General features: G+C 65.6%; 12 protein-coding genes. 5 read left to right on the forward strand and 7 right to left on the reverse strand.

All coding sequences use genetic code 11. The annotated features are described in order from the left end of the window. Positions 1-3 precede the first annotated feature (3 nt). The 4 genes from ACODSN_RS12205 to ACODSN_RS12220 form a co-directional block, all read right to left on the reverse strand. Complete coding sequence (locus ACODSN_RS12205; RefSeq protein ID WP_489055775.1) at positions 4-1,209, reverse strand: saccharopine dehydrogenase family protein; 1,206 nt, start codon at positions 1,207-1,209, stop codon at positions 4-6. 85 nt (positions 1,210-1,294) lie between these two features. Continuing rightward, complete coding sequence (locus ACODSN_RS12210; protein ID WP_489055777.1) at positions 1,295-1,498, reverse strand: hypothetical protein; 204 nt, start codon at positions 1,496-1,498, stop codon at positions 1,295-1,297. 37 nt (positions 1,499-1,535) lie between these two features. Beyond that, positions 1,536-3,119: a cisplatin damage response ATP-dependent DNA ligase gene (locus tag ACODSN_RS12215; RefSeq protein WP_489055779.1), complete on the reverse strand. Its 1,584-nt coding sequence runs from the start codon at positions 3,117-3,119 to the stop codon at positions 1,536-1,538. Continuing rightward, positions 3,116-4,126, reverse strand: coding sequence for a ligase-associated DNA damage response exonuclease (locus tag ACODSN_RS12220; protein ID WP_489055831.1), 1,011 nt, complete (start codon positions 4,124-4,126; stop codon positions 3,116-3,118). Before ACODSN_RS12220 ends, ACODSN_RS12215 begins: the two co-directional genes overlap by 4 nt. Before the next feature lie 132 nt (positions 4,127-4,258). Between ACODSN_RS12220 and ACODSN_RS12225 the strand changes: the two genes are divergently transcribed. Beyond that, positions 4,259-5,482, forward strand: a complete 1,224-nt coding sequence (locus tag ACODSN_RS12225; protein ID WP_489055781.1) for a BtaA family protein — start codon at positions 4,259-4,261, stop codon at positions 5,480-5,482. A 28-nt stretch (positions 5,483-5,510) separates the two neighbouring features. Continuing rightward, on the forward strand, positions 5,511-6,134 hold the full coding sequence (locus ACODSN_RS12230) for a class I SAM-dependent methyltransferase (RefSeq protein WP_489055832.1): 624 nt from the start codon (positions 5,511-5,513) through the stop codon (positions 6,132-6,134). 4 nt (positions 6,135-6,138) lie between these two features. Here the strand turns inward: ACODSN_RS12230 and hemA are convergent, their stop codons facing one another. The 3 genes from hemA to ACODSN_RS12245 form a co-directional block, all read right to left on the reverse strand. Continuing rightward, positions 6,139-7,365 (reverse strand): 5-aminolevulinate synthase, encoded by a 1,227-nt coding sequence (gene hemA / locus ACODSN_RS12235; protein WP_489055783.1) that lies wholly within the window; start codon positions 7,363-7,365, stop codon positions 6,139-6,141. A gap of 151 nt (positions 7,366-7,516) precedes the next feature. Then, positions 7,517-8,320: a glutamate racemase gene (murI, locus tag ACODSN_RS12240; protein ID WP_489055785.1), complete on the reverse strand. Its 804-nt coding sequence runs from the start codon at positions 8,318-8,320 to the stop codon at positions 7,517-7,519. A 116-nt stretch (positions 8,321-8,436) separates the two neighbouring features. Next, positions 8,437-8,814 (reverse strand): VOC family protein, encoded by a 378-nt coding sequence (locus ACODSN_RS12245; RefSeq protein WP_489055787.1) that lies wholly within the window; start codon positions 8,812-8,814, stop codon positions 8,437-8,439. Between the two features lie 212 nt (positions 8,815-9,026). Between ACODSN_RS12245 and plsY the strand changes: the two genes are divergently transcribed. The 3 genes from plsY to topA all read left to right on the forward strand — a co-directional run bounded on the left by plsY (position 9,027) and on the right by topA (position 13,449). After that, a complete protein-coding gene (gene plsY / locus ACODSN_RS12250) occupies positions 9,027-9,656 on the forward strand; it encodes a glycerol-3-phosphate 1-O-acyltransferase PlsY (protein WP_489055789.1) in 630 nt (209 codons plus the stop codon). Next, positions 9,653-10,735, forward strand: a complete 1,083-nt coding sequence (dprA, locus tag ACODSN_RS12255; protein WP_489055790.1) for a DNA-processing protein DprA — start codon at positions 9,653-9,655, stop codon at positions 10,733-10,735. The genes plsY and dprA overlap by 4 nt, the downstream gene beginning before the upstream one ends. A 116-nt stretch (positions 10,736-10,851) precedes the next feature. Further along, entirely contained in the window at positions 10,852-13,449 is a 2,598-nt protein-coding gene (topA, locus tag ACODSN_RS12260) for a type I DNA topoisomerase (protein ID WP_489055792.1), read from the forward strand. Positions 13,450-13,458: the final 9 nt, after the last annotated feature.

Here is a 13,458-nt window from a genome sequence, read left to right on the forward strand (position 1 = left end):
CGGTTAAAAATCAAGCGGTTGTTCGAGTTCCTTCACCTGCCATGGCAGGCCATGCCTGTTCAGCATGTCCATGAACGGATCGGGATCGAGCTGTTCGATGTTGAACACACCTTCCCCCCGCCACGCACCCGTCAGCATCAGCGCCGCGCCGATCATCGCGGGGACGCCGGTGGTGTAGCTGACCGCCTGGTTGCCCGTTTCGGCATAGGCGTCCTCATGGTCGCAGATATTATAGACATAGACGGTCTTTTTCTGGCCGTCCTTCTCGCCGGTGGCGATGTCGCCGATATTGGTCTTGCCCCTGGTGGTGGACCCGAGGCTCGACGGTTCGGGCAGCACGGCTTTCAGAAACTGGAGCGGGATGATCTCCTTGCCTTCATAGATCACCGGGTCGATCCGGGTCATGCCGACATTCTGAAGCACTTCGAGATGCTTGAGATAGGCGTCGCCGAATGTCATCCAGAAGCGGATGCGCTTGATTTCAGGGTAGAATTTGGCGAGGCTTTCGAGTTCCTCATGATACATGAGGTACATGTTCTTTGTCCCCACGCCCTCGAAATCGAACGCCTGTTTATGCTTGAGCGCCGGGCCTTCGACCCATTTGCCGCCCTCCCAGTGGCGCGAGGGCGCGGTGACTTCGCGGATGTTGATTTCCGGGTTGAAGTTGGTCGCGAAATGCTGGCCATGGTCGCCGCCATTGCAATCGAGAATGTCGAGCGTATCGATCCGGTCGAGCAGATGTTTCTTGATGTAGGAGGCGAAAACGCTGGTGACGCCGGGGTCGAATCCCGATCCCAGCAGCGCCATGATGCCCGCGTCCTTGAAGCGCTCCTGATAGGCCCATTGCCAGCCATATTCGAATTTGGGCGTGTCGCGCGGTTCGTAATTGGCGGTGTCGAGATAGTCGGTTTTGGTCGCGAGGCACGCGTCCATGATGTTGAGGTCCTGATAGGGCAGGGCCAGATTGACGACGAGTTTGGGCTGCACTCGCTCAATGAGGGCAATCGTGGCGGCGACGTCATCGGCATCGACCTGCGCCACGTCGATGGTGACGCCGGTGCGCGCCTTCACCGATTCGGCGACCTTCTCACACGACACGATGCGGCGGCTGGCGAGCGTGATATGGCTGAAAATATCGGTGTTCATCGCCATCTTGTGAACCGCGACGGACCCGACGCCGCCCGCGCCAATCACCAGAATCTTGCTCAATTCGACTGCTCCATCCGTAACCCGCGCCGTGCGCGAAAGCGCTCCTATAAGCGCTCGACGTTACAGCGCAAAGTCGGTCCTTGCCCTATCCGCCGCCGCACCCGCATCCGCGCCATTCGGTGAGCGGCTCGATGTCGGCGAGATAGTCGTCGGGCGCGATGCCGCTGGCGAAGGCGTCGCGATAGTCGGCCGCTGTGCTGGAAATCGCCCAGCCGATGCCGTGCTCGTCGGCGTGACGCTGCAATGCCGCGTGCCAGTCGGTCAGGGCGAGGGGCGCAGGCGCGGTCATCGGCAACGGACTCCATCGATTTCGTTCATGGCTTGCATCAACTGACCAGCTTCTTCAACCCGGCCACCGTATCCGCCTCGTCCGCCGGTTTGTCGCGGCGGATGCGGGCGATGCGGGGGAAGCGCATCGCCAGCCCGGATTTGTGCCGCTTGCTGTCGTGGATGCTGTCGAACGCGACTTCCAGCACCAGCGTCTTTTCGACCTCCCGCACCGGGCCAAAGCGGGCGACCGTGTTGCTCCGCACGAAGCGGTCGAGCCATTTCAGTTCCTCGTCGGTGAAGCCCGAATAGGCCTTGCCCACGGGCAGCAATTCGCCATCCGCCGTCCAGCAGCCGAAGGTGTAATCCGAATAGAAGGACGAGCGTTTGCCGTGGCCGCGCTGGGCGTACATCATCACGCAGTCGGCGGTCAGCGGATCGCGTTTCCATTTATACCAGAGCGCGGCCTTGCGTCCGGCGACATAGGGGCTGTCGCGACGCTTGAGCATGACCCCCTCGATCGCTGCGTCGCGTGCCCCGGCGCGAATGTCGGCAAGGGCGTCGAAATCGGCCGCCTCGATCACGGCGGATATATCGAACCGCTCCGGGTCGAGACCCGCCATATGCGCTTCGAGCCGGGCGCGGCGTTCCGTCCAGGGCAGGGTGCGCAAATCCTCGTCACCCTCCAGCAACAGGTCGTAGAGGCGGACGAAGGCGGGAAACTCATCCATCATTTTCGCGCTGACCGCCTTGCGCCCGAGGCGTTGTTGCAGCGCGTTGAAACTGGCGGCTTCCCCTCCCTGAAATTCGCCGCGCACCAGCAGTTCGCCGTCGAGCACGGCATGGCCGGTGAAGGCGCGGGCGATATCGGGGAAGCTGCCGGTGATATCGTCGCCGCCCCGGCTGTAAAGGCGGGTCTCGCTGCCGGTGCCGACGATCTGGATGCGGATGCCGTCCCATTTCCATTCGGCGGCGTAATCGGCAAGGTCCACGCTGTCGGCTTCAAGCGGATGGGCCAGCATGAAGGGACGGAAGAAGGGCGTGCCGGCGGGATCGGGTCGTCCGGCGCGGCCTTCCGCCCAGTCGAACAGGGTGGCGTAGGGCGGTGTCAGGGCGTGCCAGACCTGTTCCACGTCATCGACGTCGAGGCCGAAGCCCTGCGCGAAGCCGGTCTTGGCGAGGCGGGCGGAGATGCCCACCCGCAGACCCCCGGTGGCGAGCTTGAGCAGGGCGAAGCGCCCCGATGCGTCGAGATGATCCATCATTTGCGCAAGCGCGGCGGGGGCGGCGGCGCGGCTGACGGTGGACAGGGTTTCAACCACGGCGGCAATGCCCAGCGAGCCGTCGTCTATCTCGGGCGGCTGATCCTCGCGCTTGGGCCATAATAGAGCGACTGTTTCGGCGAGGTCGCCGACATAGTCGCGGCTCATTTCGAACAGGACGGGATCGGTTCGGTCACGGATCATCTGGCCGATGGCGGCGGACTTGACGGCCTTGAGATCGAGATTGCCGGTCAGCGCCGCGAGCGCCCAGCCGCGATCGGGGTCGGGCGCGGTGCGCATATAATCGGCGATAAGGTCGAGCTTGCCGTTGCGCGAGCGGGTGTAGACGAGGCCGTCGAGCAGTTGGGAGAATGGCCTCATCCCTCGTCCTCCTCCTCGTCATCCTCGCGACCGACCAGGGCCAGCGCGCGGGCGCGCATCTGATGGGTCATGCACCAGTGGAGCAACGCTTCCTCGCGGCCGTGGGTGATCCAGGTTTCGCCCGGGGCGACCTCGCGCAGCGTGTCGGTCAGTTCGTCCCAGTCGGCATGATCGGAAATGACCAGCGGCAGCTCGACATTCTTCTGCCGCGCGCGCTGACGCACCCGCATCCAGCCCGACGCCATGGCGGTGATCGGATCGGGCAAACGGCGGCTCCAGCGGTCGTTGAGCGCAGACGGCGGCGAGACGATGATGTGGCCGCGCATATCCTTGGCAGCGACGCCGGTCGCTGAGCGCAATTCGCCGAGGTTCACGCCGAAATCGGCATAGAGCGCGCACATCCGCTCCATCGCGCCGTGGATGTAGATCGGGTCATGATGGCCGCGCGCGCGCAGCTCGCAGATGACCCGCTGTGCCTTGCCCAGCGCATAGGCGCCCACGAGAACGCAGCGGTCGGGATTGGCGTGCAGCGCGGCGAGCAGCCGGTCGATCTCGCTGCCGGTATCGGGATGGCGGAACACGGGCAGGCCGAAGGTCGCTTCCGTCACGAAAATATCGCAGGGCACCGGCTCGAACGGTTTGCAGGTGGGGTCGGGGCGGCGTTTGTAATCGCCGGTCACAACGACGCGCTCGCCCGCATGGTCGAGCACGATCTGCGCCGAGCCTAGCACATGGCCCGCCGGCACGTAGCGGATCGCGACCTCTCCCAGCCTGATATCTTCGCCATAGTCGACCGCCGTGCCCGACGCCGTGCCATAACGCAGCGCCATGATCGCCAGCGTTTCGCGGGTCGCCCAGACATGGCCGTGGCCGCCGCGGGCATGATCGGCATGGCCATGGGTGACGAGCGCGCGCTCGCGCGGGGTCGACGGATCGATCCACGCGTCGGCGGGCCGCACATAGATGCCGGTGGGATGGGGTTCGATCCAGTGAGACGCAGGCGGCATGATGGACAGAAGATGGGAGCGGCGCGGGTGGTTCCGCAAGGGCATCGCGCAATCGTAACATATTCGTCACGCCATCGACATGCGCCGGGTCTAGGCGCGCCGGATCGACCCGGCATCGTGGAGATCCCTGACATGGCAAGCATCGCGCATCAGAATGTCGAGCGCGCCGTTCACCGGCACCCGCGTCTGTCGAAAGAGGGATTGCTGGAGCGGGCCTTTACCTTCGCTTTTCGCGGCCTCGTCTACGCCCAGATATGGGAGGACCCGCAGGTCGATATGGAGGCGCTGGCGATCACGCCCGATTGCCATATCGTCACGATCGCGTCGGGCGGCTGCAACGTGCTGAGCTACCTCACCGCCGATCCCGCGCGGATCACGGCGGTCGATCTGAACACGGCGCATATCGCGCTCAACCGCTTGAAACTGGCGGCGGCGCGCGCCTTGCCCGATCATGCCGCCTTTCATCGCTTCTTCGCGCAGGCCGACAGCAAGGACAATGTCGCGGCCTATCACAGCCATGTCGCGCCGCATCTGGATGATGTGACGCGGCGGTATTGGGAAGGCCGGGACCTGATCGGCCGCAAGCGGATCGGCGGCTTTGCGCGCGGTATCTACAAGCAGGGGCTGCTTGGGCACTTCATCGGCGCGGCGCATCTGCTGGCGCGGCTGCACGGGGTCGATCCCCGGCGGATGCTGGACGCGACGTCGCCAGAGCAGCAGCGGGACATATTCGAGCGCGAACTGGCGCCGATCTTCGACAAGGGCTTTATACGCTGGCTGACGAACCAGCCCGCCGCGCTGTTTGGCCTCGGCATTCCGCCCGCGCAGTTCGGCGCGCTGGCGGGGGACGCGCGGATGGGCGCGGTGCTCAGGGCGCGGCTGGAGAAGCTCGCCTGCGATTTCGATATCCGCGACAATTATTTCGCGGTGCAGGCGTTCGGGCGTGGCTATGGCGCTTCGCAGCGCGCGGACGGACCCTTGCCGCCCTATCTTCAGGCCGCCAGTCATGCGGCGGTGGTGGAGCGCGCCGATCGGGTCGATGTCCGCCATGTCAATTTCACCGATTTCCTGGCCGGCCAGCCGGAGGGGTCGTCGGATCGCTATGTGCTGCTCGACGCGCAGGACTGGATGACCGACGCGCAACTGAATGCGCTGTGGAGCCAGATTACGCGGACCGCGCGGCCCGGCGCGCGCGTGCTGTTCCGTACGGCGGGGGAGCCGAGCATATTGCCGGGTCGGGTCGATGCCGGGACGCTCGACCGCTGGGCCTATCGCGCGGAAGCGTCGCGCGATTACACCGCGCGGGACAGGTCCGCGATCTACGGCGGGGTCCATCTGTACGTCCTGAAAGATTGAGCCGGTGGCGCAGGCGCATGGCGGGCTGATGGACCGGGTCTATCGCTATCAGCGGCATATTTATGATGCCTCCCGCAAATATTATCTGCTGGGCCGCGATGGCCTGATCGCCGATCTTGCGCCGCCGCCCGGTGGAAGCGTGCTGGAGATCGGGTGCGGCACCGGGCGCAACCTGATCGCGGTGGGCCGGGCATGGTCCGATGCTCGCCTCTATGGTGTGGATATCTCGACGGCAATGCTGGAGACGGCGGCGGCTTCGGTCGTAAAAGCGGGGATCGCGGATCGCGTGGTAATGTGCCAGGGCGACGCGCGCGCTTTCGATGCGGTGGCGCTGTTCGGGCGCGCGACGTTCGACCGGGTGTTCATCAGCTACGCGTTGTCGATGATACCGGACTGGGAGGCCGCGCTGGCGCAGGCGGCGGTCTGCGTCGCGCCGGGCGGCAGGCTGGAGATCGTGGATTTCGGCCAGCAGGATGGGATGCCGATGCTTTGGAAAGCTGCCCTGTTCACATGGCTCGACGCCTTCCACGTTTCGCCACGGGAAGGTCTGGCGGCGTCGCTCGACCGGGTGGCTGCGGACACCGGGGGACGGGCCGCGACATGCTCGCTCTATCGCGGCTATGCGATCAGGGCTGGCCTCGCCATGCCATGATCCTTCAGGCCGCCTGTCGCGCGGCCTTTTCCAGTTCCAGCCGGTCCCAGATTTCCGCGAGCGCCTCAACCAGTTCGCGCATCATCGCTTCGCTGTGCGCGGGGCCGGGGGTGAAGCGCAGCCGTTCGGTGCCGCGCGGCACGGTGGGATAGTTGATCGGCTGGACGTAGGCGCCATATTCGGCAAGCAAGATATCGCTGATCCGCTTGGCCTTCACCGGATCGCCGACCATCAGCGGCACGATGTGGGTGGACGACAGCATGACCGGCAGGCCCGCTTCGTGCATCAGGCGCTTGAGCGTCGCGGCGGCAGCCTGCTGGCCCTCGCGTTCTTCGCTCGATCCTTTCAGATGGCGCACGCTTGCCAGCACGCCCGCGACCAGCACGGGCGAAAGCGACGTCGTGAAGATGAAGCCGGGGGCGTAGCTGCGGATGACGTCGACGATCATCTGGTCCGCCGCGATATAGCCGCCCATGACGCCGAACGCCTTGCCCAGCGTGCCTTCGATGATGGTCAGGCGATGGGCGACCTCGTCCCGTTCGGAAATGCCGCCGCCGCGCGGGCCGTACATACCGACGGCATGGACTTCGTCCAGATAGGTCAGCGCATTATATTCGTCGGCCAGGTCGCAGATGGCGGCGATGGGGGCGACGTCGCCATCCATCGAATAGACGCTTTCGAACGCGATCAGCTTGGGCGCATCGGGATCGGCCGCTTCCAGCAGCGCGCGCAGATGATCGACGTCATTGTGGCGGAACACCTGCTTTTCACAGCCGGAATTGCGGATGCCCGCAATCATGCTGGCATGGTTCAGCTCGTCCGAAAAGACGATGCAGCCCGGCAGGATCTTGGCGAGGGTCGAGAGCGTCGCGTCGTTCGACACATAGCCCGATGTGAAGAGCAGCGCGGCTTCCTTGCCGTGCAGGTCGGCAAGCTCGCCCTCCAGATCGACATGATAATGGGTATTGCCGCCGATGTTGCGGGTGCCGCCGGAACCCGCGCCGACATCGTGCAGCGCCTCTTCCATCGCGGTGACGACCTTGGGATGCTGGCCCATGGCGAGATAGTCGTTGGAACACCAGACCGTGATCGGCTTGGGACCGTTATGACCGTGAAAACAACGGGCATTGGGGAATGCGCCCTTGTTGCGCAGGATATCGATGAACACGCGATAACGACCTTCGCTGTGCAGCCGGTCGATCGCTTGGGAAAAGATATGTTTGTAGTTCACGAAAACGCCCTGTCCCTAAGTCCCGCATCCTCTTGGCGGGCCATTTACCGCCAGATGGCCGCGATTACCAGCGATAACGGTTCGCAGATATAGCCGGAAATTGCGATCACGGATATCGGACCTTTTGTCCCAGCCCCTATGCGAGCCTGGCCTACAGCGCCTCGATCCGGTCCAGCCCGTAACCGGCGAGCGCCGCCGCCAGCCGATCGACCCCGGCATCCTTGCGGGTGAACACCGCCGTTCCGGGGGCGAAGGTCGCGGGCCAGGGCTGGCCCTGCGTCAGATGCACGATCCTGCGGGCGATGCCGTCGCCGCCATGGACGAAGGTCAGCGGCCGGGGCGCGGCGGCCGCCAGTTCGGCCTCCACCAGCGGAAAATGGGTGCAGGCGAGGACGACGACATCCATGCGGTCGCCCCCCGGCTGGTCGAGCAATCCCGCCAGCGCATCGCGCGCGATCGCGGGGTCGAGCGTCTCGCCACGCAGCTTCGCCTCCGCCAGTTCGACCAGCGCCGCCGATCCGTGGCGCAGCACGGTGCAGTCCGCGCCATATTCCGCCGCGAGACGGTCGACATAGGGCTGGCGCACGGTCGCATCGGTGCCGAGCACGCCGAACACGCGGCTTTTCGAGAGCAGCGCGGCCGGCCTGATCGCGGGCACAGTGCCCACGACCGGGATGTCGAGCGCCGCGCGCACCGCCGACAGGGCGATGGTGGATGCTGTGTTGCAGGCGATCACCGCGAGCCGGGGGCGATAGCGTTCCACCAGCCGCCCCAGCAGGGCGGGCACCCGCGCGGAAATTTCCGCCTCGCTTTTGGTGCCATAGGGAAATCCAGCGCTGTCGGCGGCATAGACGACCGGCGCGGTCGGCAGCGCCGCGCGTGCTGGTCCCATGATCGACAAGCCGCCGACGCCGGAATCGAAAAAGAGGAGGGGGGCATCAGCGGCGACCGTCATGGCCCCGTGTCGCGACCTGTGCCGTGACTGTCAACGACTGTGGGCCATTGGCTAGGCAAAGCGCGCGGCGTAATCATACATATACCTCCCGCCGCCCGCCATTCCCTTGCAGGGGATCAAACTTCAATCGGGCACGATATGCACAGTTTGTTGCCCGCGGGATCGCGGAGATAGGCCGCGTAGGAGGCAAAGGGCGCGCGGACACCCGGCGGATTTTCGCAAGAGACGCCACCGGCCTTCAACCCCGCTTCGTGCCAGGCGTCGATTTGCTCGGGCGACTCTGCCGCAAAGCCGATCGTGCCGCCATTCGCCGGCGACGCCTGTTCCCCGTCGATCGGCAACGTCACGCCAAAAGCGATGCCGGCGACATGATAGAATACACGGCCAAACCGGTCGATCACGCCCGGTTCGACGCCGATCACTCCCAAGATGGCATCGTAGAATTTTTTCGACGCATCGATGTCATCGGCGCCGACCATGAAATGCGTGAACATATTTTTCCTCTCCTCCGTCTGGTTCCGCAGATGACCCAACCCTGCCGTCGATCCCGTCCAGCCCCGTATATGTTTGCGGGCATGGTATAAATCAGGCGGTCGCCCGGCAATAGCCCGATGGCCGGCGAGCATGGCGCATGGGACCCGGCATCAACCCATTGCCCCGCCTGCCGACGCCGCTATGGTCGCGCCGACACCATTTGGCGAGACATATGACCCCGGCCTGGCTTCTTCCCGCGTTCATCCTTGTTTTCGGCTATCTGCTCGGGTCGGTGCCGTTCGGCCTGCTGCTCACGCGATTTAGCGGCGCGGGTGATCTGCGCCAGATCGGATCGGGCAATATCGGCGCGACCAATGTGCTGCGCACCGGGCGCAAGGGGCTGGCGGCGGCGACGTTGCTGCTGGACATGCTCAAGGGCGCGGCGGCGGTGCTGATCGGCGCGATGCTGGTCGATGGCGGCGGACCGATGGCGGGTGCCGCGGCCTTTATCGGCCATTGCTACCCGGTCTGGTTGCGGTTTGCAGGCGGCAAGGGCGTGGCGACGATGATGGGGGTCGTGACCGCGCTCTACTGGCCGGCGGGGATCGTTTTCGCGGTTTTTTGGCTTGGCTCGCTCGCGCTGACGCGGTGGTCGTCGGTCGGGGGCATGTCGGCGGCGGTAAGCGCGCCCGTTGCCATGGCCCTGTTCGGCAGGCTTGATCTGCTGCCGGTGACGCTGGCGCTGGCGCTGATCCTGCTGTGGCGGCATCGCGCCAATATCGCGCGGCTTGCCAAGGGTGAAGAGCCAAAGGTCGGAGCGGGCAAGTCCGGACCCACCGGGGCCGGACCGTCCGAAGGATGAGTGAGCAGGAACGGTTCGACCGGCTGCGCCTGATCCGGTCGCCGCGCATCGGCCCGGTCAGCTTTCGTCAGCTGATGGCGCGCTTCGGCAATGCGGGCGACGCCGTGCGCGCGGTGCCTGAACTGGCCGCGCGCGGCGGCGGCAAGGCGAGCGTGGCCGATGCGGGCGCGGTCGAGCGGGAGATCGCGCAATCGAAGGCGCTGGGCGCGCGCTACCTGTTGATGGGCGACGCCGATTACCCGTTTCTGCTCGACCAGATGGAAGGCGCCCCGCCCGCGCTGATCGTGCGCGGCGACCCGTCGCTGGCGGGGCGGCAATGCGTCGCCATGGTCGGTGCGCGCAATGCTTCGGCGGCGGCGATCCGCTTTGCCCGGCAACTGGCGCAGGATCTGGGACAGCAGGGCGCGGTGGTCGTGTCGGGCCTTGCGCGCGGTATCGACACGGCGGCGCATCAGGGATCGGTTGCCAGCGGCACGATCGGAGTGATCGCCAGCGGCATCGACATCGGCTTTCCGCCCGAAAACGCCGCCTTGCAGGAGCAGGTGGCCCATGAAGGCCTGCTGGTGACGGAGCATCCGCCCGGCGTCCAGCCGCTCGCCCGCCACTTCCCTGCGCGCAATCGCATCATCGCCGGGCTGGCGGCGGGGACGGTGGTGGTGGAAGCGGCGCCGCGATCGGGTTCGCTCATCACCGCACGGCTCGCGGGCGAGGCCGGGCGGGAGGTGATGGCGGTGCCGGGGTCGCCGCTCGATCCGCGCGCGCAGGGCTGCAACCAGCTGATCCGCGACGGAGCGATCCTGATCCAGAATGCGGCCGATGTGCTGGAGGCGGTGGGGACCATTGATGTGCGCATGGTGCGGCAGGGGCGCTTCGATTTCGCGGGTGCGCCGGTGTCGAGCGACGTGGCGGGCGCGGAACGCGATGCGGTGATGGCGCTGCTGGGGCATGCGCCGGTGCCGGTCGATGAGCTGATCCGCCTCAGCGGGCTTGGCCCCGCCGTGGTGCAGACGGTGCTGCTGGAGCTGGAGCTGGCCGAGCGGCTGGACCGGCTGGCGGGCGGGCGCGTTTCGTTGCGCTGACGATGGTGCTGGCGCGGACCGGCCTTCTGACCTAATCACTCGCACCGCTTGACGCCCGCCGTCATCGCCTTCCACACTCGCGCATACGTGTGAGAGATCAAATTTCCGGGGCCTGAATGCAGCTTGTCATCGTAGAATCGCCGGCCAAGGCGAAAACCATCGAGAAATATCTGGGCGGCGATTTCCATGTGCTGGCCAGCTATGGCCATATCCGCGACCTGCCGGCCAAGGACGGTTCGGTCGATCCCGACGATGGTTTCGCCATGCAGTGGGAAAATTATGGCGACAAGAGCAAGCAGCTCAAGGCCATCGCCGACGAGGCGAAGAAGGCGACCCGCCTGATCCTGGCGACTGACCCTGATCGCGAAGGGGAAGCGATCAGCTGGCATGTGCAGGAAGTGCTGCGCGCGAAGAAGGCGCTGCCCGCTGTCGTCGACCGGGTGACGTTCAACGCCATCACCAAGGCGGCCGTGCTGGATGCTATGGCCAAGCCGCGCGCGCTCGACGTGGATCTGATCGACGCCTATCGCGCGCGACGGGCGCTCGACTATCTGGTCGGCTTCACGCTGTCGCCGGTGCTGTGGCGCAAGCTGCCCGGCGCGAAATCGGCGGGGCGGGTGCAGTCGGTCGCGCTGCGGCTTGTGGTGGAGCGCGAGCGGGAGATTGAAAGCTTCACCCCGCAGGAATATTGGTCGGTCGCCGCCGACATGGAGCAGGGCGGGCAGGCGTTCACCGCGCGCCTCGTGCGCTGGAAGGGCGAGAAGATCGACCGCCTGACGATCGGCCGCGAAGGCGACGCCATGGCGGCGAAGGCGGATGTCGAGGCAGGGCGCTTCACCGTCGACAAGGTGGAGACCAAGCCGCTCACCCGCAATCCGCCGCCGCCCTTCACCACATCGACCCTGCAGCAGGAAGCGGCGCGCAAGCTCGGCTTTTCGGCCAGCCACACGATGCGCATCGCGCAGCAGTTGTATGAGGACGGCGCGATCACCTATATGCGGACCGACGGCGTGCAGATGGACGGCAGCGCCATCTCCGCCGCGCGCAAGGCAATCGCGGATCGCTATGACGGCGGCTATCTGCCCGAAAAGCCGCGTCAATATCAGACCAAGGCGAAGAATGCGCAGGAGGCGCATGAAGCCATCCGCCCGACCGAATTCAGCCGCGACAAGGCGGGGAGCGGCGATCATGCGCGGCTGTATGACCTGATCTTCAAACGCGCGCTGGCGAGCCAGATGGCGAGCGCCCGGCTGGAGCGCACCACCATCGATCTGGTCGATGGCAGCGGCAGCCATGCCCTGCGCGCGACGGGTCAGGTGGTGATCTTCCCCGGTTTCCTTGCGCTCTATGAAGAGGGCCGCGACGATTCGGACGATGACGACAGCAAGCTGCTGCCGCGCCTGAACGAAGGTGATGCACCGGCGAAGAAGAGGGTGACGGCGGAGCAGCATTTCACCCAGCCGCCGCCGCGCTATTCCGAAGCAAGTCTGGTCAAGAAACTGGAGGAGCTGGGCATCGGTCGGCCGTCGACCTATGCCTCGACGCTTCAGGTGCTCAAAGACCGCGACTATGTGCGGATCGAGAAGAACCGCTTCTTCGCCGAGGAGAGCGGACGGCTGGTGACGGCGTTTCTGGAGCGGTTTTTCGAACGCTACGTCTCCTATGACTTCACCGCCGGGCTTGAGGACGAGCTGGACGAGATTTCCGGCGGACGCGCGCAGTGGCAGGAAGTGCTCGAAGCCTTCTGGCGCGATTTCAAGCCCAAGACCGCCGAGGTGATGGAGCAGAAGCCGAGCGACATCACCGCCGCGCTCGACAAGTTTCTGGAGCCGATGCTGTTCCCGCCCAGGGCCGATGGCAGCAATCCCCGCGCCTGCCCGCTGTGCGCGGACGGCCAGCTATCGCTGCGCGGCGGGCGGTTCGGCGCGTTTATCGCCTGCTCCAACTATCCCGAGTGCAAATATACCCGCAAATTCGGTCAGCCGGGCGGCAGCGACGGGGCGGATAGCGGGCCGGAGATATTGGGCCAGCATCCCGAAACCGGGCAGGATATCGTGAAAAAGTCCGGGCGCTTTGGTCCCTATATCGAGATGGGCGAGGGGAAGGAGGCCAAGCGCGGATCGATCCCCAAGGATTTGCCCGATGGCGAACTGACGCTCGACTGGGGCGTGAAGCTGCTCAGCCTGCCGCGCGAGATCGGCCTGCATCCGGAAAGCGGCAAGCCGATCGTGGCGAATATCGGCCGGTTCGGTCCCTATCTGCTGCACGACGGCAAATATGGGCGCTTGTCCTCGACGGCGGAGATTTTCGAGGTCGGCATGAACAGCGCGGTCGTGAAGCTGGCCGAAGCCGCGAACCGGGGACCGCGCAGCGCCGGGCGCGAGCCGCTCAAGATATTGGGCGCGCATCCCCGCAGCGAGGCGGAAATCAAGCTGATGGAAGGGCGCTATGGCGCCTATGTGACCGACGGCACGACCAATGCGACGCTGCCCAAGACGGTGGACAAGGACCAGTTGACGCTGGAGGAAGCCGCGCAACTGATCGACGCCCGCGCGGCGGCGGCTCCGGCGAAGAAGGGCAAGAAGAAGGCTGCGCCCAAGAAGGCTGCGGCGAAGAAGGACACGGGCGCGAAGAAGGAACCGGCCGTCAAGAAGCCGGCTGCGAAGAAACCCGCCGCCAGGAAAGCGCCAGCGAAGAAGGCGGCGGCGGAATAGCGAACGGCA

The sequence above is a fragment of the Sphingobium sp. FG11 genome (assembly GCF_057809915.1).

What these genes read in the sequence shown, in the direction of transcription:
- dprA (WP_489055790.1), top strand. Translation starts at nt 9,653, where the DNA reads ATGAGTGAGCAGGAACGGTTCGACCGGCTGCGCCTGATCCGGTCGCCG.
- ACODSN_RS12245 (WP_489055787.1), bottom strand. Translation starts at nt 8,814, where the DNA reads ATGTTCACGCATTTCATGGTCGGCGCCGATGACATCGATGCGTCGAAA.
- ACODSN_RS12210 (WP_489055777.1), bottom strand. Translation starts at nt 1,498, where the DNA reads ATGACCGCGCCTGCGCCCCTCGCCCTGACCGACTGGCACGCGGCATTG.
- ACODSN_RS12230 (WP_489055832.1), top strand. Translation starts at nt 5,511, where the DNA reads ATGGACCGGGTCTATCGCTATCAGCGGCATATTTATGATGCCTCCCGC.
- ACODSN_RS12215 (WP_489055779.1), bottom strand. Translation starts at nt 3,119, where the DNA reads ATGAGGCCATTCTCCCAACTGCTCGACGGCCTCGTCTACACCCGCTCG.
- plsY (WP_489055789.1), top strand. Translation starts at nt 9,027, where the DNA reads ATGACCCCGGCCTGGCTTCTTCCCGCGTTCATCCTTGTTTTCGGCTAT.
- ACODSN_RS12225 (WP_489055781.1), top strand. Translation starts at nt 4,259, where the DNA reads ATGGCAAGCATCGCGCATCAGAATGTCGAGCGCGCCGTTCACCGGCAC.
- topA (WP_489055792.1), top strand. Translation starts at nt 10,852, where the DNA reads ATGCAGCTTGTCATCGTAGAATCGCCGGCCAAGGCGAAAACCATCGAG.
- ACODSN_RS12220 (WP_489055831.1), bottom strand. Translation starts at nt 4,126, where the DNA reads ATGCCGCCTGCGTCTCACTGGATCGAACCCCATCCCACCGGCATCTAT.
- murI (WP_489055785.1), bottom strand. Translation starts at nt 8,320, where the DNA reads ATGACGGTCGCCGCTGATGCCCCCCTCCTCTTTTTCGATTCCGGCGTC.